This window comes from Pseudomonas floridensis, assembly GCF_002087235.1.
Lineage (GTDB): Bacteria > Pseudomonadota > Gammaproteobacteria > Pseudomonadales > Pseudomonadaceae > Aquipseudomonas > Aquipseudomonas floridensis.
In genome coordinates, this window is record NZ_MUIO01000029.1 from 22031 (window position 1) to 45577 (window position 23547).

Sequence of the window (23547 nt, forward strand, 5' to 3'; positions counted from 1 at the left end):
CTCAACCCATTATTTTTTCTGGAAATCCAAAAGCCTTGATACGCCTGCTGAAGTTTTTCTGGTGGTCTCTCGTCGCGGTATTCTGCTCGCTGCTGCTCGGCCTGAGCGGCGCGTTCCTTTATCTGAGCCCCAACCTTCCATCCGTTGAGGCGCTGCGAAGCATTCAACTGCAAATTCCCCTGCGCGTTTACAGCAGCGACGGCAAGCTGATCGCCGAATTTGGCGAGATGCGCCGCACGCCTATCCGCTTCGCCGAGATCCCGCCCAATTTCATCAACGCCCTGCTATCGGCCGAAGACGACAATTTCGCCAATCACTACGGTGTCGACCCAAGCAGCCTGATGCGCGCCGCCACACAACTGGTGAAGAGCGGCCACATTCAATCGGGCGGCAGTACCATCACGATGCAGGTCGCGAAAAACTTTTTCCTGACCAGCGAAAGAAGCTTTTCACGCAAAACCACCGAGATTCTTCTCGCCTTGCAAATCGAGCGCCAACTGACCAAGGACGAGATCCTTGAGCTGTACGTCAACAAGATTTATCTGGGTAACCGGGCCTATGGCATCGAGGCGGCGGCGCAAGTCTACTACGGCAAATCGATTCGCGATGTAAGCCTTGCGCAAATGGCCATGATTGCCGGTTTGCCCAAGGCACCGTCACGTTTCAACCCACTGGCCAACCCAACCCGCGCCAAGGAACGCCGTGACTGGATCCTGGGCCGCATGTATCGCCTGGGCAAGATCGACCAGACTGCCTACCAGGCCGCGTTGAGCGAGCCACTGAACGCCAGTTACCACGTGCCGACGCCGGAAGTTAACGCGCCTTATATCGCTGAAATGGCCCGCGCTGAGATGGTCGGACGCTATGGCAGCGAGGCCTATACCGAGGGCTTCCGCGTCACGACCACGGTTCCGAGCGGCCTGCAGGAAGACGCCAACAAGGCAGTCCAGCGCGGCCTGATCGACTACGACCAGCGCCATGGCTATCGCGGCCCGGAAAGCCGGTTCCCCGGCATGACCCGCGCCAACTGGATTCAGGAGCTGACCAAACAGCGCACGATCAATGGCCTTGAGCCCGGCATCGTGACCCAAGTCGACAAGGCCGGCCTGACAGTGTTGACCCGCAATGGCGAAGCGGAAGAGAAGGTCGAGTGGAGCACCATGAAGTGGGCGCGTCCCTACCTGAACACCAATAGCCTGGGTGCCAATCCCAAGCAGCCGGGTGATGTCGCGAAGGTCGGCGACCTGATCCGACTGCTGCGCCAGGACGATGGCTCACTCAAATTCAGTCAAATTCCCGTCGCTCAGAGCGCACTGGTGTCGCTTGATCCACAAAACGGCGCCATTCGCGCACTGGTGGGCGGTTTTGCCTTCGAGCAGAGCAACTACAACCGAGCGATGCAGGCCAAGCGTCAACCGGGCTCCAGCTTCAAGCCCTTCATCTACAGCGCCGCGCTGGACAACGGCTACACCGCTTCCAGCCTGGTGAACGATGCGCCGATCGTGTTCGTCGACGAGTACCTGGACAAAGTCTGGCGCCCGAAGAACGACACCAACACCTTCCTCGGCCCGATTCGCCTGCGCGAAGCGCTGTACAAGTCGCGTAATCTGGTGTCGATCCGTCTGCTGCAGGCCCTGGGCGTGGACAGCACCATCGACTACATCACCCGCTTCGGCTTCGCCAAGCAGGACCTGCCGCGCAACCTGTCGCTGGCCCTGGGTACCGCGACGCTCACGCCGATGGAAATCGCCACCGGCTGGAGCGCGTTCGCCAACGGCGGATACAAGGTCAGCCCGTACCTGATCCAGAACATCGAAAATCGTGACGGCCAGACCATTTTCGCGGCCAACCCGCCGAGCGTGCCCGCCAATGACATTAAGACCGCGCCGGACACTTCGACCTTCGCGGTACACGACACGCCGAACCTGACCACCAACGCTTCGACCACGCCTGTCGAGCCTCAGGCGCCTGCCGTCGCCGAACGCATCGTCGACAGCCGCACGACGTTCATTCTGAACAGCATGTTGCAAGACGTGATCAAGCGAGGCACTGGACGACGTGCGCTGGCCATGAACCGGCCCGACATCGCAGGCAAGACCGGTACGACCAATGAATCCAAGGATGCGTGGTTCTCCGGCTACAACGCCGACTACGTCACCACCGTCTGGACCGGCTTCGACCAGCCGGAAAGCCTGGGTCGCCACGAATTCGGCGGCACCGTAGCGCTGCCGATCTGGATGGATTACATGAGCGCCGCGCTGAAGGACAAGCCGCCGCATCAGCAGGCCGAGCCGGATGGCATTCTCAGCCTGCGGGTCGATCCGGTCAGCGGCCGAGCGGCCACGCCAAGCACGCCGAATGCGTTCTTCGAACTGTTCAAGAGCGAAGACACGCCACCGAGCGTCAATGAACTGGGTGGCAGTGCGCCCGGCAGCCCGTTGCCAGCGGACGAGTCGGCACCGATCGACTTGTTCTGACGGACGCTGGCAGAGCGCTTACCCTGCGCAAATGAGCAGGCGGCGCTCCGCCTGCTCACGAAGCCTTTTCTCTGGCGGCCGTACCGACCTCTTCGCGAGCAAGCTCGCTCCCACAGGGCGGGCGTTCCGCCGCACTAAAGCGCAGCCGGCAACTTCCAGCAGGTTTTGCATTTTCCCGACGGTCTCTGCATGACCGACAGTCGCGCTCATGGACCAGCAATGGATGCCCGGATGTGGGAGTGGACTTGTCCACGAAGGCTGATCACCAGATACCCCGCAAGCCGACGAAGGACGCCGTAGCCTGGTGCGTACGGTTTTCGTGAACACACTTGAGCGCGCGCTCACTGCGCCATGGCATGACCGACAGTCGCCTCATCAATTTTTACTTACTGCAATACCGGCAAGCCCGGTATCATCGCGCGCCCGATTCACCCGGAAGTCTGAATTCAAATGAAACCCACCTTGATCGCCGCCGCAGAACTCGATCGCATCGACACCTGGGCCAAATACTCCAGCCACATGTGTGGAGGCTGTGTTTCCAGCTGCTGCACGCTGCCGGTCGAAGTGAAGATCAAGGACCTGATCCGCATCGGCATCGTCGATGATTTCGAGCGTGGCGAGCCGGCGAAGAACATCGCCAAGCGCTTGCAGAAGGAAGGGATCGTCGAGCGCTACAACCAGAAGACCGAGATCTTCACCTTGCAGCGCATGAGCAACAACGACTGCCTGTACCTGGACCGCAAGAGCCGCTTGTGCACCATCTACGACAAACGCCCGGACACCTGCCGCAACCACCCAAAGATCGGCCCGCGTCCTGGCTACTGCGCGTACAAGCCCAAAGCCGTGGTACGCCCGGAAAGCGGCTCCCTGAGAAACGCCACCAGCGCGCCTGTACCGAAGTTCTGAGTGATCGCCTGAGTGTGACGTAGAACGTCACGGCTGCACGCTCACGATCAAGCCACACAGGCCACACAAACAAAAACGCCCCCGGTCTCTCGACCGGGGGCGTTTTCATTTAGCGCAGGCTAAGTATCAAGCCTTGGCTTTCTTGGCAGCGCGGGTACGCTCGCTTTCGTCCAGGATCTTCTTGCGAAGACGGATCGATTTTGGCGTCACTTCACACAGCTCGTCGTCCTGGATGAATTCCAGAGCCTGTTCCAGAGTGAACTTGATAGGCGGAACCAGAGCGATGGTTTCGTCTTTACCCGAAGCACGCATGTTGTCGAGCTTCTTGCCTTTGGTTGGGTTCACACCCAGGTCGTTGTCGCGGCTGTTCAGGCCGACGATCTGACCACCGTAGATTTCCTGACCGTGCTCGACGAACAGCTTGCCGCGAGCCTGCAGGGTTTCCAGGGAGTAGGTCAGCGCCTTGCCGGTTTCAACCGAAACCAGAACACCGTTCTGACGGCCGGACATGTCGCCGGACTTCATCACGTCGTAACGGTCGAAGATCGAGGTCAGGATGCCTGCACCGGAGGTCAGGGTCAGGAACTCGTTACGGAAACCGATCAGGCCGCGAGCCGGGATGTTGTACTCGAGACGTACACGACCCTTGCCATCTGGAACCATGTTGGTCAGGTCGCCTTTACGCAGACCCATTTGCTCCATGATCGCGCCCTGAGATTCTTCCGGCAGGTCGATGGTGACGTTTTCGTACGGTTCGTGCTTCACGTCGCCTACACGACGGATGATCACTTCCGGACGGCCTACGGCCATTTCGAAGCCTTCGCGACGCATGGTTTCGATCAGAACCGAGAGGTGCAGCTCACCACGGCCGGAAACCTTGAACTTGTCAGCCGAGTCGCCTTCTTCAACGCGCAGAGCAACGTTGTACAGCAGCTCCTTGTCCAGACGCTCCTTGATGTTACGGCTGGTGACGAACTTGCCTTCCTTACCGCAGAAAGGCGAATCGTTAACCTGGAAGGTCATCGAAACGGTCGGCTCGTCAACGGTCAGCGGCTTCATCGCTTCAACAGCTGTCGGATCGCACAGGGTGTCGGAGATGAACAACTCTTCGAAGCCGCTGATGCAGACGATGTCGCCCGCTGCAGCTTCTTCGACGTCCACACGGTGCAGACCGTGGTGACCCATCAGCTTCAGGATACGGCCGTTACGCTTCTTGCCGTCGGCGTCGATGGCGACAACCGGGGTGTTCGGCTTGACGCGACCACGGGCGATACGGCCAACACCGATGACGCCCAGGAAGCTGTTGTAGTCCAGAGCGGATATCTGCATCTGGAACGGACCGTCACGGTCAACGGACGGCGCAGGGACGTTGTCGACGATCGACTGATACAGCGGCGTCATGTCTTCAGACATGTCGGTGTGGTCCAGACCGGCAATACCGTTCAGAGCCGAGGCGTAGACGACTTTGAAGTCCAGCTGTTCTTCGGTGGCACCCAGGTTGTCGAACAGGTCGAAGATCTGGTCCAGAACCCAGTCAGGACGTGCGCCCGGACGGTCAACCTTGTTGATGACCACGATTGGACGCAGGCCGGCTTCAAAAGCCTTCTTGGTCACGAAACGGGTTTGCGGCATAGGGCCGTCCTGAGCGTCGACCAGCAGCAGCACGGAGTCAACCATCGACATCACGCGCTCTACTTCACCGCCGAAGTCGGCGTGGCCCGGGGTGTCCACGATGTTGATGTGGTAGCCGTTCCAGTTGATCGCGGTGTTCTTCGCGAGAATGGTGATACCGCGCTCTTTTTCCTGGTCGTTGGAGTCCATTACGCGCTCGTCGTTGAGCTCGTTGCGCTCCAGAGTGCCGGATTGACGCAGGAGTTTGTCTACCAGGGTGGTCTTACCATGGTCAACGTGGGCGATGATGGCGATGTTGCGTAGATTTTCGATCACTTGTGTATCTCGATCAGAGGATTCGGTTTGCAGACGGGTTGGCGTCGGCGATTAACAGGTGCTGGTCGGCAAAAGCCGTTACGGCTTGACGACGGGTGTCGGGGGGCCGGTGACGCAAGCCACAGGCAAACAGCCCCGGGCACTTAGCTCGGTCGATAAACGCGCACATTGGCATGCCCCTCACTGAGCAAATGGTGAGCATGCAGGCGACTCATGACGCCTTTGTCGCAATACAACAGGTACTGGCGCGTGTTATCCAGTTCCTTGAAACGGCTGTTCAATGCATAGAACGGCAGCGTTTGTACTTCCACGCCCGGCACCTGCAGCGGCTGGTCTTCCTGGGCATCCGGGTGACGGATGTCGATCACGACCTGACCGGCCAGCGCCTGGCTGACTTCTTCTATATCCACGTTGCGGCTCAGATCGTCGATGACCCGATCGATCGAAACCAGCCTTGCGCGCTCGAGCGCCTGCTCGAGAATCGCCATGTCGAACTGTTTTTCTTCGTACTCAACGCGATTACGCTTGGCGTTGGTCTTGGGGTTGACCGAAATCACCCCGCAATACTCAGGCATGTGCCGGGCGAAATCGGCCGTACCGATTTCAGTGGCCTGGTCCACGATGTCCTGCTTGTGGCTGGCGATCAGCGGGCGCAGCACCAGCTTGTCAGTAGCCGAATCGATCAGCGACAGGTTGGGCAGCGTCTGACTGGACACCTGTGAAATGGCCTCGCCGGTGACAAGCACATCGATCTCGAGACGATCAGCCACGGATGAGGCAGCGCGTAACATCATACGCTTCAAAACTACACCCATATGACTGTTATCGACTTTCTGCAGAATTTCTCCGAGAACTTCCTCGAACGGCACGCTGACGAACAGCACGCGCTGCGAGCTGCCGTACTTCTTCCAGATGAAATGAGCGACTTCCATCACGCCCAGTTCATGAGCGCGACCGCCCAGATTGAAGAAGCAGAAGTGCGCCATAAGCCCGCGGCGCATGATCTGGTAGGCTGCGACGGTTGAATCGAATCCACCCGACATCAATACCAGGGTCTGTTCCAGCGCACCGAGCGGGTAACCGCCCAGGCCTTTATGCTGGTCATGCACAACGAACAACCGTTGGTCGCGAATTTCCATGCGCACCACCAGTTCGGGCTTTTTCAGCTCGATTCCGGCCGCGCCGCACTGCTGGCGCAACTGACTGCCGACGTATTTTTCGACATCCATGGAGCTGAAATCGTGTCGTCCGGCACGCTTGCAACGCACGGCAAACATTTTGCCCGGCAGCAGGTCGGCGTAGTGCGCCTTGCACTTGGCAACGATGTCATCCATGTCGCCCAGCGGGTACTCGGCCACCTGCAGAAAGTTGGCGATACCGGGCATGCAACTCAGGCGTTCGGTGATGCCCTGCAGCACTTTGGGGTCGGTCAGCCGGGTCTCCACCTCAAGGTTGTCCCATACGCCGCCCACCACAATGTCCGCGTCCAGTTCCCGGAGCACGGTACGAATGTTCTTGCCCAGCTGCCGGATGAATTTCTTGCGAACCGGCGGGCTTTTGATGGTGATTTCTGGGAAAACTTTAACGATTAGTTTCATGGAAACGGTGCGTGAGGTGCCGACCAAAAAAGGGGGGCGCGGATTATAGCGGAAATTGCTCAAGGTTTAACCAGTTATCGTACAGCCAATCATCAGCGCACCAAAAAGAGTCGCTGCAACATTTGCCGGCGCCATAAAGGTGCGTGTTTTTCGCTTGAGAGCTGTTTTGACGCCCTGAAAGCCTCGGTTTGAGGCAAAAAACCCAACACGGGGCACTGGCATGCAAATTGCTCCCTTGTGAGGCAGGTTGCCATGGCAGAGTATTCGCGCCGGCATCACCCAAATTTAAGGGACCCAAAACTATAAGGCGGTCCCTAGCCACCCGGAGGACACCATGTCGAAGTCGGTTCAACTCATCAAAGATCATGACGTTAAATGGATTGATCTGCGCTTCACGGACACCAAGGGCAAGCAGCAGCACGTCACGATGCCTGCGCGCGATGCGCTGGAAGACGATTTCTTCGAAGTCGGCAAAATGTTCGACGGTTCCTCCATCGCTGGCTGGAAAGGCATCGAAGCCTCCGACATGATCCTGCTGCCGGATGACGAGACTGCCGTTCTCGACCCGTTCACCGAAGAGCCGACCCTGATCCTGGTCTGCGACATCATCGAGCCTTCGACCATGCAGGGCTACGATCGCGACCCGCGCGCCATCGCCCATCGTGCTGAGGAATACCTGAAGTCCACCGGTATCGGTGACACTGTATTCGTAGGTCCTGAGCCGGAATTCTTCGTTTTCGACGAAGTGAAGTTCAAGTCCGACATCTCCGGTTCCATGTTCAAGATCTTCTCCGAACAGGCTTCCTGGATGACCGACGGCGACGTCGATGGCGGCAACAAAGGCCACCGTCCCGGCGTCAAGGGTGGTTACTTCCCGGTTCCACCGGTCGACCACGACCACGAAATCCGTACCGCAATGTGCAACGCCCTGGAAGAAATGGGCCAGATCGTGGAAGTTCACCACCACGAAGTTGCCACTGCCGGCCAGAACGAAATCGGCGTGAAGTTCAACACGCTGGTCAAGAAGGCTGACGAAGTTCAGACCCTCAAGTACTGCGTACACAACGTTGCCGATGCTTACGGCCGCACCGCGACCTTCATGCCGAAGCCACTGTACGGTGACAACGGTTCGGGCATGCACGTCCACATGTCCATCGCCAAAGATGGCAAGAACACCTTCGCAGGCGAAGGCTACGCCGGCCTGTCCGACACAGCCCTGTTCTTCATCGGCGGTATCATCAAGCACGGCAAGGCACTGAACGGCTTCACCAACCCGTCGACCAACTCCTACAAGCGTCTGGTTCCAGGTTTCGAAGCGCCGGTCATGCTGGCCTACTCGGCACGCAACCGTTCCGCTTCCATCCGTATTCCTTACGTCTCCAGCCCACGCGGTCGTCGTATCGAAGCACGCTTCCCGGATCCGGCAGCCAACCCGTACCTGGCATTCGCTGCACTGTTGATGGCTGGCCTGGACGGCATCCAGAACAAGATCCACCCTGGCGACGCAGCTGACAAGAACCTGTATGACCTGCCGCCTGAAGAGGCCAAAGAGATCCCACAAGTGTGCGGCAGCCTGAAAGAAGCTCTGGAAGAGCTGGACAAGGGCCGTGCGTTCCTGACCAAGGGCGGCGTTTTCAGCGACGACTTCATCGATGCCTACATCGAGCTGAAGAGTGAAGAAGAAATCAAGGTTCGCACCTTCGTACACCCACTGGAATATGAGCTGTACTACAGCTGCTAATTCAGTCGCGCCAGCGTTGATGGCGTAATGAGAGACCTCCTTCGGGAGGTCTTTTCATTTGTGCCATAGCGGAAAAATTCCTGAGGGTGCGGTAAGAGTCTACCGCCCGCGAGAAAAACCGGATGGCAATCTTGGAGGCCTCACTCTCACCTCCAGGATCATCCTGACATGCCAGTAAAATATTTGATCGCAGCAACCTGTCTGTTCTTGACTAGCCACGTCATGGCCGAGCAAAAGCCACCCGCGGTTTCATCCAGCGTGCTACTCAAGAGCAGCGCGTCCTGGGACGGCACGCCGTACAAGGCCTATCCCGAAGGCCAACCCGAGCTGACCGTTCTGCAGATCAACATCCCCGCTGAAACCAGCCTGAACTGGCACACCCATCCCATACCCAATGCTGCCTACGTGGTCTCTGGCGAACTGACTGTGGAGACGCGAGACAGCGGCGAGCGGATCCATCTCAAGAAGGGCGACACCCTGCCGGAAATGGTCGACAGTGTGCACCGTGGCAAAACCGGCAAGGTGCCGGTGGAACTGATCGTGTTCTATGCCGGAGCGCGTGACATTCCCGTATCGCAGCCCGTCACGAAGTAGAGCGGCAGGCGCGGCCGGAGGCTGTGGATGAATCTTTATTCATTGCAAAGCACTGGCCGCAAACTGCAACCTGACGTTACCTTTCCTCCCTCTCCCCACGATGGAACACCCCATGCGCATGCTTCTCGCCAGCTCGTTACTGACCCTGACCTGTCTGTCTTCGGGCTTCGCCTTTGCCGCTGAACAGAAACCCTCCGCACTCGAGCCATTGCTGCAAGCCATCAGCGAGCGCCTGACCATTGCGGATCAGGTTGCGCTGAGCAAATGGGACAGCGGCAAGGCCGTCGAAGACCCACCGCGTGAGCAACAAGTAATCAGTGCGGCCCAGGCGCGGGCAGCCGAATTCAAACTCAATCCCGATGACGTGCAACGGTTGTTCCGCGCTCAGATAGAAGCCAACAAACGCGTACAGAACGCCCTGCTCGCCCAGTGGCACGAGGCAGGCAAGGCACCTGAAACAAAACGTCTGAGCCTGATCGATGATATCCGTCCGAAACTGGATCGCTTGCAGACCGAACTGCTACGCGCCTATGCCGACTTCCAGCCGACACGCGAGTCGGAGGATTGCCAGACACTGCTGAACGCAGCACTCAAACACCATCAGAGCGACCCGATTCACGATCAGGCGCTGGTGCTTGCCACCGCCGATTTGTGCACACCTAAACTGTAACCCCGGCTGCACGGCGCACGGCGAAGTGTTCTATGCTGGTGGCCTTTGCCCTTCGCCGTCGAGAGCCTCATGCGTCAAAGCCTTATCTGCCTGTTCCTGCTGATCAGTCTGCCTGCGACGGCGCAGATCTATAAGTACACCGACGCGAATGGCAACGCAGCCTTCAGCAACCAGCCACCCAACGGCATCAAGACCGAAGTCGTCGAGTTGCCACCACTCAACAGTGTCGAAAGCCAGGGGCCGACCAGACCGGTTACGAACACTCTGCCGCCGCCTGCGCCCGCACAGACACAGCCGCAGGCCGCTTACAGCACACTGGAACTGAGCGATCTGCCGACCGACGAAGCACTGCGCGCCAACAGCGGTTCCTTCATCATCGGCGTGAAAATCGAGCCGCGCCTGCAACAGGCCCATCGCCTGCAACTGCTGCTGGACGGCAATCTCTATGGCCAGCCGACCAACCTTCCACGGTTTCAGGTAATGAACGTCGACCGTGGCGAACACAGTTTCGCGGTGGTGGTGAAAGACGGCGAGCGTATCATCCAGCAAAGCGAGACCATCACCCTGACCGTGCAACGCGTCCACCTTGGCAAGCCATGAAAATCCGCAGCCTGCTGATGCTGTTGTCATTGCTGTGCGCACTGCCAGTGGTGGCGGACGTCTACACCTACATCGACGCGAACGGCAATCGGGTGTTCACCGACCAGCCGCGCAAGAATGCCAAGCGTGTCGACATCCCGCCAAGCAACAACATGACCGGCACGCCGCCAACCAGAACGCTTAAAGCCCAACCCAGACAGCCACAGCCTCCCGCGATGTTCCACTATCAATTGCTGCGCGTGCTGGTGCCCGAACCGGATGCGACGATCAGCAACCCGAGTGGCGACCTCATCGTGACCGTGACCAGCGATCCGGCCCTTCAGGCAGGTCACAACTACCGCCTGCTGCTGGATGGCATGCCCGTGGGGCAGCCGGGACGTAGCCCGGTATTCCCGTTGAGCAACATTGACCGGGGCACGCACCAGCTTTCCGTGGAAATCTTCGATCAGATGGGTCGAGTGCTGGAAAAGACCCCGAATCAGCCGTTTCACTTGCAGCGTATTTCGCTTGCGCAGAAGCGTGCGGTCAATCCCTGCAAGGCTGAAGAGTACGGCGTCCGCCCGGAGTGTCCGCTCAAGGACAAGCCCAAACCCGAGAGCAGCATTCTGCCGTTCTTCTGAGCCCAGCGGCCTACACTCACTGCAAGCACCTTTTTGGTGCGCAAATCGCGTCGCCGCGCAACAATACAGCCCACTTTGGTTCAGAAATGCCCCTCGGGTAGCGCCGTATGCGGGCACAAGTTCGAAAAAAGGTCCTGTTTTGCAAAGAAAGCGCTTCTTTTCGGAGCCTTGGTTTGTTTTTTGCAACTTCCCAGGCATAGCACCCCGCCAAGCACCGTATGGGTGGCATTGCTTCTGCTGACAAGGATTTGTCAGCACCTGTATTGCGCGATTGCCATGTGCCAAAAGAGGTCAACACGATTCATGACTATCAGCGACGCGCTGCACAGACTGTTACTGGATAACCTCACCACTGCCACCATTCTGCTCAACGCCGACCTGCGTCTTGAGTACATGAACCCGGCGGCCGAAATGCTGCTCGCCATCAGCGGGCAGCGCAGCCATGGGCAATTCATCAGCGAGCTGTTCACCGAGTCGGCCGAGGCACTGAGTTCCCTTCGCCAGGCCGTCGAGCAGGCGCACCCGTTCACCAAACGTGAAGCGATGCTCACCGCGCTGACCGGTCAGACCCTGACCGTCGACTACGCGGTGACACCGATCCTCAGCAAGGGCGAGACTCTGCTGCTGCTCGAGGTCCATCCCCGCGACCGCCTGCTGCGCATCACCAAGGAAGAGGCTCAGCTGTCGAAGCAGGAAACCACCAAGATGCTGGTGCGGGGTCTGGCTCATGAAATAAAGAATCCACTGGGCGGGATCCGCGGCGCCGCACAATTGTTGGCCCGCGAACTGCCGGAGGAAAGCCTCAAGGACTACACCAACGTCATCATCGAGGAAGCCGACCGCCTGCGTAATCTGGTCGACCGGATGCTGGGTTCCAACAAACTGCCGTCGCTGGCCATGACCAACGTGCACGAAGTGCTCGAACGAGTGTGCAGCCTGGTCGAAGCCGAAAGTCAGGGCTGCATCACCTTGGTGCGCGACTATGACCCAAGCATTCCGGATGTCCTTATCGACCGCGAGCAAATGATCCAGGCCGTGCTCAATATCGTGCGCAACGCCATGCAGGCCATCAGTGGCCAGAACGAGCTGCGTCTGGGCCGCATCACCCTGCGCACGCGTGCCATGCGCCAGTTCACGATTGGCCACGTGCGCCATCGGCTGGTGAGCAAGATCGAAATCATCGACAACGGCCCCGGCATTCCGGCGGAGCTTCAGGAAACCATTTTCTACCCCATGGTCAGTGGCCGCCCGGATGGTACGGGACTCGGTCTGGCCATTACCCAGAACATCATCAGCCAGCACCAGGGCCTGATCGAGTGTGACAGCCATCCCGGCCACACCACGTTCTCGATCTTCCTGCCGCTGGAACAAGGAGCAGCTTCGACATGAGCCGTAGTGAAACTGTCTGGATCGTAGACGACGATCGTTCCATTCGCTGGGTACTGGAAAAAGCCTTGCAACAGGAAGGCATGACCACACAAAGCTTCGACAGCGCCGACGGGGTGATGAGTCGCCTCGCCCGTCAGCAACCGGACGTGATCATTTCCGACATCCGTATGCCGGGTGCCAGTGGCCTGGACCTGCTGGCGCGGATTCGCGAACAGCATCCACGCCTGCCGGTCATCATCATGACCGCTCATTCCGACCTGGACAGCGCCGTGGCGTCGTATCAGGGTGGCGCGTTCGAATACTTGCCCAAGCCGTTCGATGTCGATGAAGCCGTCTCACTGGTCAAGCGCGCCAACCAGCACGCCCAGGAGCAGCAAGGTCTGGACGTAGCGCCCACTCTGACCCGCACACCCGAGATCATCGGCGAAGCGCCAGCAATGCAGGAAGTGTTTCGCGCCATCGGCCGTTTGAGCCATTCCAACATTACGGTGTTGATCAACGGCGAATCGGGTACCGGTAAAGAACTGGTCGCCCATGCATTGCATCGTCACAGCCCGCGTTCGGCTTCGCCGTTCATTGCGTTGAACATGGCAGCGATCCCCAAGGACTTGATGGAATCGGAGCTGTTCGGTCACGAAAAAGGGGCATTCACCGGCGCGGCCAACCTGCGTCGCGGCCGCTTCGAGCAGGCCGACGGCGGCACGCTGTTTCTCGATGAGATCGGCGACATGCCAGCCGACACCCAGACCCGTTTGCTGCGAGTACTGGCGGATGGCGAGTTCTATCGGGTCGGCGGTCATACGCCGGTCAAGGTCGATGTCAGAATCATCGCCGCGACGCACCAGAATCTGGAAACCCTGGTGCAGGCCGGCAAGTTTCGCGAGGACTTGTTTCACCGTTTGAACGTGATTCGTATCCACATCCCGCGCATGTCGGACCGTCGCGAAGACATTCCGACCCTGGCCCGGCACTTCCTGAGCCGCGCTGCGCAAGAGCTGGCGGTCGAGCCGAAGCTGCTCAAGGCAGAGACCGAGGAATACCTCAAGCACCTGCCGTGGCCCGGCAACGTGCGTCAGCTGGAAAACACGTGCCGCTGGATCACGGTCATGGCCTCGGGCCGTGAAGTGCACATTAGCGACCTGCCGCCCGAACTGCTTAGCCTGCCGCAGGATGCTGCGCCCGTCACCAACTGGGAACAGGCACTGCGTCAATGGGCCGATCAGGCGCTGTCACGTGGCCAGTCGAGCCTGCTGGACAGTGCCGTGCCGACCTTCGAACGCATCATGATCGAAACCGCCCTCAAACACACCGCCGGCCGCCGCCGCGATGCCGCCGTGCTGTTGGGCTGGGGCCGCAATACCTTGACCCGCAAGATCAAGGAACTGGGCATGAAGGTCGATGGCGGGGATGACGACGAAGGCGAAGAAGGCTGACCCTCCCCGCCTTCGCGAAGGGCCCCGCCAATCCCGTGGGAGCGAACTTGTTCGCGAAGGCGTCGGTGCAGGCGACGGATAGTCAGCGCCGCAAACACCGCTTTCGTGGACAAGTCCACTCCCACGATTCAAAACGCCCGCCACCCCCGTGGCAGCGAATGAATTCGCGAAATGGCTTGCAGCACGCCGGGCTTGAATCACCCAATCACTCAGCCAGCGACGGCTTTTCCCACAGGTTGATTCCGCCTTCCACGGCGAAGCTGTCGATCTCGGTCAGTTCTTCCTGACTGAATGACAGGTTCTTCAAGGCACCGACGTTCTCGATGATCTGCTCGGGGCGGCTGGCACCAATCAGCGCTGAGGTCACGCGCGGATCACGCAGTGTCCAGGCCAGGGCCATCTGCGCCAGACTCTGGCCACGGCGCTGGGCGATTTCGTTCAGTGCGCGGACGTGGGCGATGTTCTGTTCGGACAAGTGCGAAGCCTGCAAAGAACCGCCACCCGGGCGATTGACCCGCGCATCCTGAGGCACGCCGTTCAGGTATTTGTCCGACAGCAGCCCTTGCGCCAGCGCGGTGAAGGCAATCACGCCAGCACCCAGCTCTTCGGTTGCATCGAGCAGGTCTTTTTCGACCCAGCGATTGAGCAGGTTGTACGCCGGTTGATGAATCAGCAACGGCACTTTCCACTCTTTCAACAGCGCTGCGATTTCACGGGTCTTGGCGCCGGAATACGACGAGATCCCGATGTACAGCGCTTTGCCTTGCTGCACGGCGGTGGCCAGTGCACTCGCGGTTTCTTCCAGCGGGGTGTCCGGGTCGAAGCGGTGGGAGTAGAAAATATCGACGTAATCCAGGCCCATGCGTTGCAGGCTCTGGTCGAGACTGGCCAGCACGTACTTGCGCGAACCGCCGCCTTGCCCGTAAGGCCCCGGCCACATGTCCCATCCGGCCTTGCTGGAGATAATCAGCTCATCACGGTACTGCTTGAAATCTTCACGCAGCAGACGACCGAAGTTGATCTCGGCGCTGCCATACGGCGGGCCGTAGTTGTTGGCCAGGTCGAAATGGTTGATCCCCAGATCGAACGCAGTGCGCAGCATGGCGCGCTGGGTGTCGATGGGTGTGCTGTCACCGAAGTTGTGCCACAGGCCCAGCGACAGCGCTGGCAAAACCAGCCCGCTGCGGCCGGTACGGCGGTAAGGCATGTCGTTGTAGCGGTGTTCGGCAGCGATATAGGTCATTGAATCCTCTCTTGTCAGGGGGATACTCAAGGCTTGTTCCACACAGCCTGCTGGATATCGACCCGCTTGGGCACCAGGTGGTTGTCGTAAAACAGATCGGCGGTCGCCTGTTGCGCGCGAACGATTTCCGGGGTGATCGGCAGGCTCGGCGACGCCGGGCGATGGTCAAGATACTGAGTGATGACGGCTTCGGACAAGCCCATGCTGCGCGCCAGAATCGTGATGCTTTCGGCGCGTTGCGAGCGGGTAAGGGCGTCGGCGGCGGTCAGTTCATCGAGCACGTTCTGCACGAATGCTCCGTTGTGGTCAGCGAAATCGCGGCGGGCGGTGTAGAACGGGCCGGACAAACCCAGTCCCTCGCCGTTGGCCAGCAAGCGACTATGGCCTTCGTTGAGCGCAATGGAATAGTACGGATCCCAAATCGCCCAGGCATCGACACTGCCGTTCTCGAACGCGGCGCGGGCGTCAGCCGGGGTCAGGTAAATCGGCTGAATGTCCTTGAACGTCAGCCCGGCTTTATTCAGCACGCGCAGCACCACATTGTGGGCACTGGAGCCTTTCTGGAAAGCAACCTTGCGCCCCTTCAACTCGGCCACACTGTGCAGCGGGCTTTCGTTGCGCACCAGAATGGTTTCGGCCTGCGGTTTGGCCGGTTCGGCACCGATATAGACCAGATCGGCACCCGCGACCTGCGCGAAGATCGGCGGGATGTCGCCGGTCGAGGCAATGTCCAGGCTGCCAATGTTCAAGGCTTCCAGCATCTGCGGCCCGGCCGGAAACTCGATCCACTTGATCTGCGTGCTCGGGAAACGCCTCTCCAGCAAGGCGTGCTCCTTGGCGAGTACCAGCGTGATCGAGCCCTTCTGGTAGCCGATGCGCAAAGTGTCGGGCTCGTCGGCCGAAGCGGTGTTGAGCAGACCGCTGAAGGCGAGCAGCGCGGCGATGAGTGCGAATGGTTTCATGAGTTTTCCCTGTACCGATGATGTGATCGTTCCCATGTTCTGCATGGGAACGCCGCCAAGGACGCTCCGCGCCCTGCTTGCGATGTGGATCAGAACCGATCCGCCTGACGCGACAACCCCAGGTTCTCGCGCAGCGTTAAGCCCTCGTATTCGGTACGAAACAGACCCCGTCGCTGCAGTTCGGGCACCACGAGATGGGCGACGTCTTCAAGACCGCCGGGCAGATGTGGCACCAGTACGTTGAAGCCGTCGGCAGCACCCTGTTCGAACCAGACCTGCAATTCATCGGCGATCTGCTCTGGCGTGCCGATCAGACTGTAATGCCCTCGCCCTCCAGCAATGCGTCTTCCCAGTTGCGCCAGGTTGAGGTGTTCCCGTTCAGCCAGTTCGGTGAGCAGTTGCTGACGACTGCGCTGGCCGCTGTCGGTCAGTGGCAATTCCGGCAGCGGGCCGTCCAGCGGATAGCCGGACAGGTCGAAATTGCCGAGCATCCGACCCAGCAACGCAACTCCTACTTCAGGCTCGACCAGCGCCTGAAAGGATTCGAATTTCGCCTTGGCCTGCGCTTCGGTTTCAGCCACGACGATCAACACACCCGGCATGATCTTCAGTGAATCGGCACTGCGACCATAAGCGGCCAACCGGCCTTTCATGTCGGCATAGAACGCCTGCGCGCTGGTCAGCGACGTCTGCGCAGTGAACACCACCTCGGCCGTTTGCGCCGCCAGATCACGTCCGGTTTCCGAAGATCCGGCCTGCACCACCACCGGCTGACCCTGCGGCGAGCGGGCTACATTGAGCGGACCTTTGACGCTGAAATGCTCTCCCTGATGATCCAGCACCTGCATTTTGGCCGGGTCGTAATATTGACCGCTGACCTTGTCACGGGTGAAGGCATCGTCCGCCCAACTGTTCCACAGCCCGGTCACCACTTGATGAAACTCACGTGCACGGCTGTAGCGATCCGCGTGGCCGACGTGTTCGGCGCGACCGAAGTTCTGCGCCTCGGCCGCCGCATCGGAAGTCACCAGATTCCATCCCGCTCGCCCGCTTGAAAGATGATCAAGCGACGCGAATTTGCGGGCCACGTGATACGGCTCGTTGTAGGTCGTGGTCGCCGTGGCGATCAGGCCAATGTGATCGGTCACCGCGCTCAATGCCGATAGCAGCGTCAGCGGCTCGAAGTGATCGGAGCGCGCCATGCGACTGGCGATATCGCCCGTAGCGGCGGCGACACTGTCGGCCACGAACAGCGCATCGAATTTCGCCGCCTCGGCCACTTGCGCCAGATGCCGATAATGCTTGAAGTCCAGCCCAGCGTTGGCGGGCACATCCGGGTGTCGCCAGGCCGCCACGTGGTGCCCGGTGGCCATCAGAAAAGCGCCCAGTTTCATCTGTCGAGCAGACGTGCTCATAACTTGCTCCTTTCATTGCGGTTGCCCGCTTAGAAATCCTTGCGTACCTGCACACCGAAATAACGCTCGTCATCACGCGGCACCGAGCGATACACATAATTGCCGCCGGTGGCGAGCATCGGTGAGTAGGACTTGTCAGCCAGGTTCTTGCCCAGCAGCGCCACACGCCAACCGCTGTTGTAATCCGCCAGCGCTACGCTCGCGTTCCAGATGCCATAGGCACCCTGTTTGGTGTCAGGGTTCTGGCTGATGTCGTACTGCACTTCGCTCTGCCAGCTGTAATCGGTGCCCAGTTCGATATCCAGGCCGTTTTCCAGCGGGATGGTGTAGTCGGCGCGCACGTAGCTTTTCCAGTCCGGGCTATACGGCAATGTCTTGCCATCGACGTTGCACGACGCGGCCGCACCGGCCGGGCACGCAAAGCTGTCGATGCGTGCACGGGTGTAGGACAGCGCACCGGAGAACTTCAGATTGCGCGTGGCCTGCAGCGCGTAATCCAGCTCGACGCCCTCGGTGCTCACGCTGCCTGCGTTGATCAGTCGCGTCACGACCTGCCCGGCAACGCTGTCGAAGAAGTTGGCCTGATAGTTGTCGTAGTCGCTATGGAAAACCGCCAGGTTGGTGGTCAGGCGATTGTTCCAGGTGGTGGCCTTGATGCCGACTTCCCAAGTGTTGGACGTCTCGGGCTTGAGGGCTTCGGTATCACGCGGCTGCATGTTGAAGAACACGTTGTAGGCCGGGCCCTTGTAGCCACGCGAATAGGTGATGTAGCTGGTCACGCTGTCGCTCAGGTCGTACTGCAAACCCAGACGCCCGGACTTGCCCTCTTCGTCTACCGAGCCGGAACTGCTGGTCGCCGGCTGAATGCCGCTGACCGTGGTGGCAGAAGTCGAGAGGCGGCGGTGATCGTATTCCAACTCGTCGTGAGTCCAGCGCAGCCCGGCGATCGCGCGGAAATCCGGGGTGAAATTGAACGTGGTCTCGCCAAACACCGAATAGCTTTCGTTGGTGGTGGTGTAATCGGCAACGCCCTGATCCCGACGCGTGGGCGTGATCAGCGTGCGCTGGTACGTCTCGTCGCTCTTGCCGTGCAGGTAGAACAGGCCGCCGACGTATTCGATGAACTCACCTTTCGGCGAGGCCAGACGCAGTTCCTGAGAGTACTGGTTGAACTCCAGATCACCCTTGTCTTCGGTGCCGGGAAACGCTGCCGTGATCGTGCCGAGGCGGTCGCCGTCCTGATACTGCGTGTTGTCCCAGCCACGCCAGGCGGTGATCGAGGTCAGGGTGTAATCGCCCAGTTGCCAGTCCAGTTGCCCGGACAGCCCTTTGTTGGTGTCTTCGACATGGCTGCGGTAATCGCTGATCACATTGCGGTTGTCGCTGTCGGCGCGTACCGGCGACAAGGCACTGGCGAACGCAGGCGTCAGCGCCTTGGTCACCACGCCGTTGGGTGCGTCATCGTGGGACTGCATGTAGTCCGCCGCGAGGGTGAAGGTGATGTCGTCGTTGGGCGTAAATTCCAGTTTGCCGCGCACGCCCTTGCGGTTATAGCCGTTGACCTCATGGCCATTGAGTTTGTTGTCGACGTTGCCGTCGTAGCTGCCGAACAGTGTAGTGACCGAGCCCTTGAGCGTATCCGGGATCAGGCTGCCACCGATACCGAAGCGCGTGCGGCTTTCGTTGCCGCTGTAATACGACTGGTCGATGTAGCCGTGAGTCTCTTCGGTCGGCGCTTTGGTGGTGACGTTGAGCACACCGGCCGAGGCGTTCTTGCCGAACAAGGTGCCTTGCGGACCACGCAGCACTTCGATGCGCTCCAAATCCAGCAGATCGAGCGTGGCCTGGCCGGGACGTGCGTAGACCACGCCATCGATGACTGTGGCCACGGTCGGTTCGACGCCCGGCGAGGTAGAGATGGTGCCGACGCCACGCACGAACAGCGAGGTGTCCTTGTTGGACGCGCCGGTCCTGAAGTTCAGCGATGGGACCTGTTGCACGATACTGGCAACACCATTGCGATTGTCACGCTCCAGTTGCTCGCCCTGAATCACCGAGACGGCGACCGGCACTTTCTGCAGCGACTCTTCGCGGCGCGTAGCCGTCACGGTGACCGACTCAAGTGTTGCGGTCTCGGCGTTAGAGCCCGTCTCGTCAGCCGCCATCGCCGGGACAATCGGTAACGCCGCCAGCCCCATCAACAGCCAGCCACAACGGCGGCCCCGCACTCTGTGAGCCTGATCGATGGCCTGCGCCAAAAGTGTGTGTCCGACGCCATCCCCATGTGTTGTGTGCATCTGCGTGCCTGCCTGAAATATGCCCTGATCCGACAGTGCCCCATGCACTGACGCCTTTGATTACGACTAAACCGGGTCCGGGCATTCGCGGTGGCGAGTAGCAGACAAACCATCTTTGTTAGCGCTAACATCGTCAGTATCAGGAAATGATAGATAGATCGTCCAATACTGAAAAATTACTTTTATATGCTTTTTAATTTTAAAAGAAGCGCACGAGCATGGCTGACGAAACACCCGTGACACGTAAACGCCGAGGCGCAGGCCGCGTGACGATCAACGCCGTGGCACGACAGGCTGGGGTGTCGGCGATCACCGTTTCCCGCTATTTCAATCAGCCGGAGCAGGTGTCGCCGCAACTGCGTGAACGCATTGCGGCGGCGGTCACTGCCTTGGGTTACGTACCCAATCTGGTTGCAGGCGGTCTGGCCTCGGCGCGCAGTCGAGTGGTGGCGATGGTGATCCCGAACATCTCCGGGCCGATCTTCGCCAACACCATTCAGGGCTTTAGTGACACCTTGAGTCAGCACGGCTTTCAACTGCTGCTGGCGTCCAGTTATTTCTCGGTCGAGCAAGAAGAAAGCGCGGTGCGCGCCTTTCTGGGCTGGTCGCCTGCCGCGCTGGTGCTGACCAGCCGCTTTCACAGTGAAGCCACGGAGCGGATGATCGAGCAGGCCGATATTCCGGTAATCGAAACCTGGGATCACCAGCCTGAACGCAGCCCGATCCAGATCGGCTTTTCTCATTACGAAGTCGGCGTCACGGCGGCACGCTATCTGTACGACAAGGGCTACCGCCGCATTGCGTTTGTGGAGAACAGCGTTGCCGGGGACTTCAGCGCACAGGAGCGCCGCGACGGCTGTGTCGCCACGCTGCAAGCACTAGGGCTGAAACCCTGGGTATTTGTACCGGACGCCGGGCTTGCGCCATTTGAAGCGGGCAAGCAGGCGATGGATACGCTTATGGGCCGTCACCCTCGTCCTGATGCCATCTTCTTCGCCAACGACAATCTGGCGGCAGGTGGACTGCTGACCAGCCAACGCATCGGCCTGCAGACGCCTGGCGATTGCGCCGTGATGGGATTTGGGGATTACGCGTTCGCGCACATGATGATGCCCAGCCTGACCACCATTAAACCGCCTGCGCTGGAGATAGGCGTACTGGCTGCCAGGCGCGTACTGGAAAGCCTGGGCGTACTGCCGGTGGAAGGAAAGATTCAGCGGTTGAACCTGCTCGACTGTGCACTGATCGAGCGGGAAAGCACCTGACAGTTTTTCGCGGACAAGTCCCACGTGGCATTGATTCCTTGCGTGGGAGCGGACTTGTCCGCGAAGACGGTTAACGCACCAAATGCAGGAATTGCATGTGGCGCTCGTACTGGTCGAGCACGTCGTTAATCACCTGTTCCTTGGTGTAGCCGACCAGATCGTAATCCTGGCTGCCCTCACTCAAGTGAACCTCGGCGCGGTAGTAGCGGCGATTGTTGAGCTGTTTGGAGCCCATGCCGCCACGCGCGAACGATGGCGTGAAGAAGCCTTTCATCTGCACCTGATAGATGAACGGACGCTCTTCTCCATGGCCGATTTCCAGGGTTACCGAATCGTTGGACGGATCGGGCACGTTGACCACGCTCAGACCCTTCTCGACGAACACGGCCGTCACCTCTTCGATGGCCGGGCGAACGGTCTGGTCGAGGAAGCGGTACACCTCGTCTCGCGACGGGTAATGCACCGCCTGACTCAGACGCTGACGCCAGCCGCCACGTCGCGAACCGGAAACCGGCGCCAGCGAGTAAAGCTGCGCGATCTGACGCTGGGATTCAATGGAGAACGCCTTGTGCAGCCCCCACATCATCAGCAGCAGAATCAGCGAAAACGGCAGCGAGGTCAGCACCACCGCCGATTTCAGCGCATCGATACTGCCCGAGAACAGCAGCCCGCTGGTGATCAGCGCCGTGGCCACACCCCAGAACACGCGCAGCCATTTCGGACCGTCTTCATCCGGGTTACCGCCCTTGGCCGACAGCGTCGAAAGCACCACAGTGCCCGAGTCGGCGGAGGTCACGAAGAACACGAAGCTAATGAACACCGTCACCGCAATCACCGTCCGGCTCCACGGATAGGTTTCCAGCAGCAGATAAAGTGTCATCGACGGGTCATCGATGGCCGACTGCCCCAGCGCGGTCATGCCGTGGTTGAGCACCTGATCAATCGCGCTGTTGCCGAAGATCGACATCCAGGCCAGGGTGAAACCCAGCGGGATCAGCAGCACGCCAAAGACGAATTCACGGATGGTCCGACCGCGGGAAATACGCGCGATGAACAGGCCTACGAACGGCGACCAGGCAATCCACCAGGCCCAGTAGAACACCGTCCAGCCGCCCAGCCAGTCACTTGGCTCGTTGTAGGCGTAAACGTCGAAACTCTTGGTTGGCAATGCACCAAGGTAGTCACCGATGTTCTGCACCAGCGTATTGAGCAGGTGTTGAGTAGGACCTGCGAACAGCACGAACAGCAGCAGCGCACAGGCCAGCAGCATGTTGATGTCGGACATGAGGCGCACACCTTTGTCCACGCCGGCAATGGCGACGAGAATCGCGGCGCCCATCATCAGCGTGATCAGGCCGACCTGAATCCAGTGGGTATGCGCAACGCCGAACAGGTAATCGAGCCCCGAGTTCAGGTGCAGCACACCAAAGCCCATGTCTGCACCCAGTCCGAAGATGGTCGCAATGATCCCGAAGCCATCGACCGCATAGCCTATCGGGCCGTTGATACGCTTGCCGATCAGCGGATACAGCGCCGAACGCAGGGCCAGCGGCAGGTTGTGACGGTAGGCGAAATAGGCCAGCGCCATGCCGACGAAGGCAAATACACCCCAGCCATGCAGGCCCCAGTGCAGAAACAGCAATTGCATGCCTTGGCGCGCCGCCTCGGTCGTACCGCCCTCGCCCTGCGGGGGTTGCAGCAGGTGAGTCAGGGGTTCTGACACGCAGAAGAAGAACAGCGTGATACTGATCCCGGCCGCGAACAGCATACCGGCCCAGGAGAGGTAACTGAACTCGGGCTCGTCGTGGTCGGCACCGAGCTTGATCTTGCCGTAGCCAGATACGGCGGTGACCACCACGAAGACCAGATACAGCGTCATGACCAGCATGTAGTACCAGCCGACCGTGTTGGCCGCCCAGTTCTGCGCAGCCAGCAACCACGCGCCGGCAGCTTGGGGAAAGGCGATCACAATGATGCCGAAGATCAGGATAAAGCTCGCAGCGAAGTAAAACACTGGAGCATTCATGCGGACCGTACCGCTGGGTTGCGTACTCGGAGTACTCATCGACTGCATGCCTCCGGACTGATTGAAACTACTGCAAAAAACGCATACGGCAAGGGTTAGCCTCCTGTTGTGAGCGGGCAGCGAACCACCGGTTTAACTTGAATGAACGTTCAATTTAAACACGAAAACGCCCGCGAAGACGAATCGCGGGCCAGTGATTGCTGGCTCAGGCTTGGGTATGACGTGCGTTTCAACAGGATCGTTCCGCATGCAGGGAAACAGCTGGATACCCTTAAACCGCGGAGGATGCACCGCCTCGAAATCAGCCTTCGTGGACAAGTCCACTCCCACAGGTTGATCTGCACCCCGTCAGCGGTTCCCCGCC

Annotated in this window: 17 protein-coding genes; 10 read left to right on the forward strand and 7 right to left on the reverse strand. The window is 59.6% G+C overall.

Annotated elements, in window-relative coordinates; genetic code table 11:
• Positions 1-38: 38 nt before the first annotated feature.
• Entirely contained in the window at positions 39-2477 is a 2439-nt protein-coding gene (locus tag BZK31_RS10185) for a penicillin-binding protein 1A (RefSeq protein ID WP_415639639.1), read from the forward strand.
• A gap of 450 nt (positions 2478-2927) precedes the next feature.
• Positions 2928-3383 (forward strand): YkgJ family cysteine cluster protein, encoded by a 456-nt coding sequence (locus tag BZK31_RS10190; RefSeq protein WP_004882721.1) that lies wholly within the window; start codon positions 2928-2930, stop codon positions 3381-3383.
• 126 nt (positions 3384-3509) lie between these two features.
• On the opposite strand, the gene typA is transcribed toward BZK31_RS10190, so the two are convergent.
• Together typA and thiI are read right to left on the reverse strand one after the other, a co-directional pair.
• On the reverse strand, positions 3510-5330 hold the full coding sequence (gene typA, locus BZK31_RS10195; protein WP_083182550.1) for a translational GTPase TypA: 1821 nt from the start codon (positions 5328-5330) through the stop codon (positions 3510-3512).
• A gap of 143 nt (positions 5331-5473) precedes the next feature.
• Complete coding sequence (gene thiI, locus BZK31_RS10200; RefSeq protein WP_083182583.1) at positions 5474-6928, reverse strand: tRNA uracil 4-sulfurtransferase ThiI; 1455 nt, start codon at positions 6926-6928, stop codon at positions 5474-5476.
• Between the two features lie 334 nt (positions 6929-7262).
• Here thiI and glnA point away from each other — a divergent pair, with 334 nt between their 5' ends.
• From glnA to ntrC, 7 genes are all read left to right on the forward strand, one after another.
• Positions 7263-8669, forward strand: a complete 1407-nt coding sequence (gene glnA / locus BZK31_RS10210; RefSeq protein ID WP_083182551.1) for a glutamate--ammonia ligase — start codon at positions 7263-7265, stop codon at positions 8667-8669.
• 168 nt (positions 8670-8837) lie between these two features.
• Positions 8838-9263: a cupin domain-containing protein gene (locus tag BZK31_RS10215; protein WP_083182552.1), complete on the forward strand. Its 426-nt coding sequence runs from the start codon at positions 8838-8840 to the stop codon at positions 9261-9263.
• 112 nt (positions 9264-9375) lie between these two features.
• Positions 9376-9933, forward strand: a complete 558-nt coding sequence (locus BZK31_RS10220) for a chorismate mutase (protein WP_083182553.1) — start codon at positions 9376-9378, stop codon at positions 9931-9933.
• Positions 9934-10002: 69 nt separating this feature from the next.
• Entirely contained in the window at positions 10003-10533 is a 531-nt protein-coding gene (locus tag BZK31_RS10225; protein ID WP_083182554.1) for a DUF4124 domain-containing protein, read from the forward strand.
• The gene (locus tag BZK31_RS10230) at positions 10530-11153 is read left to right on the forward strand and encodes a DUF4124 domain-containing protein (RefSeq protein ID WP_083182555.1); all 624 of its coding nucleotides are present in this window, start codon (positions 10530-10532) and stop codon (positions 11151-11153) included. The genes BZK31_RS10225 and BZK31_RS10230 overlap by 4 nt, the downstream gene beginning before the upstream one ends.
• 303 nt (positions 11154-11456) lie before the next feature.
• Positions 11457-12542: a nitrogen regulation protein NR(II) gene (gene glnL, locus BZK31_RS10240; RefSeq protein ID WP_004882729.1), complete on the forward strand. Its 1086-nt coding sequence runs from the start codon at positions 11457-11459 to the stop codon at positions 12540-12542.
• Complete coding sequence (gene ntrC / locus BZK31_RS10245; protein ID WP_024686097.1) at positions 12539-13975, forward strand: nitrogen regulation protein NR(I); 1437 nt, start codon at positions 12539-12541, stop codon at positions 13973-13975. Before glnL ends, ntrC begins: the two co-directional genes overlap by 4 nt.
• Before the next feature lie 205 nt (positions 13976-14180).
• Here the strand turns inward: ntrC and mgrA are convergent, their stop codons facing one another.
• The 4 genes from mgrA to BZK31_RS10265 form a co-directional block, all read right to left on the reverse strand.
• Positions 14181-15218 (reverse strand): L-glyceraldehyde 3-phosphate reductase, encoded by a 1038-nt coding sequence (mgrA, locus tag BZK31_RS10250; protein ID WP_083182556.1) that lies wholly within the window; start codon positions 15216-15218, stop codon positions 14181-14183.
• Between the two features lie 26 nt (positions 15219-15244).
• Positions 15245-16180, reverse strand: a complete 936-nt coding sequence (locus BZK31_RS10255; protein WP_083182557.1) for a sulfonate ABC transporter substrate-binding protein — start codon at positions 16178-16180, stop codon at positions 15245-15247.
• 89 nt (positions 16181-16269) lie between these two features.
• A complete protein-coding gene (locus tag BZK31_RS10260) occupies positions 16270-17595 on the reverse strand; it encodes an LLM class flavin-dependent oxidoreductase (protein ID WP_083182558.1) in 1326 nt (441 codons plus the stop codon).
• Positions 17596-17624: 29 nt separating this feature from the next.
• Positions 17625-19892, reverse strand: a complete 2268-nt coding sequence (locus BZK31_RS10265; RefSeq protein ID WP_083182585.1) for a TonB-dependent receptor — start codon at positions 19890-19892, stop codon at positions 17625-17627.
• Between the two features lie 218 nt (positions 19893-20110).
• On the opposite strand from BZK31_RS10265, the gene BZK31_RS10270 reads away from it, so the two are divergent.
• Positions 20111-21157 carry a LacI family DNA-binding transcriptional regulator gene (locus BZK31_RS10270; protein ID WP_083182559.1) on the forward strand — a complete coding sequence of 349 codons (1047 nt, stop codon included), beginning with the start codon at positions 20111-20113 and terminating at the stop codon, positions 21155-21157.
• 70 nt (positions 21158-21227) lie between these two features.
• Here the strand turns inward: BZK31_RS10270 and betT are convergent, their stop codons facing one another.
• Positions 21228-23183 (reverse strand): choline transporter BetT, encoded by a 1956-nt coding sequence (gene betT, locus BZK31_RS10275; protein ID WP_167377915.1) that lies wholly within the window; start codon positions 23181-23183, stop codon positions 21228-21230.
• Positions 23184-23547 lie beyond the last annotated feature (364 nt).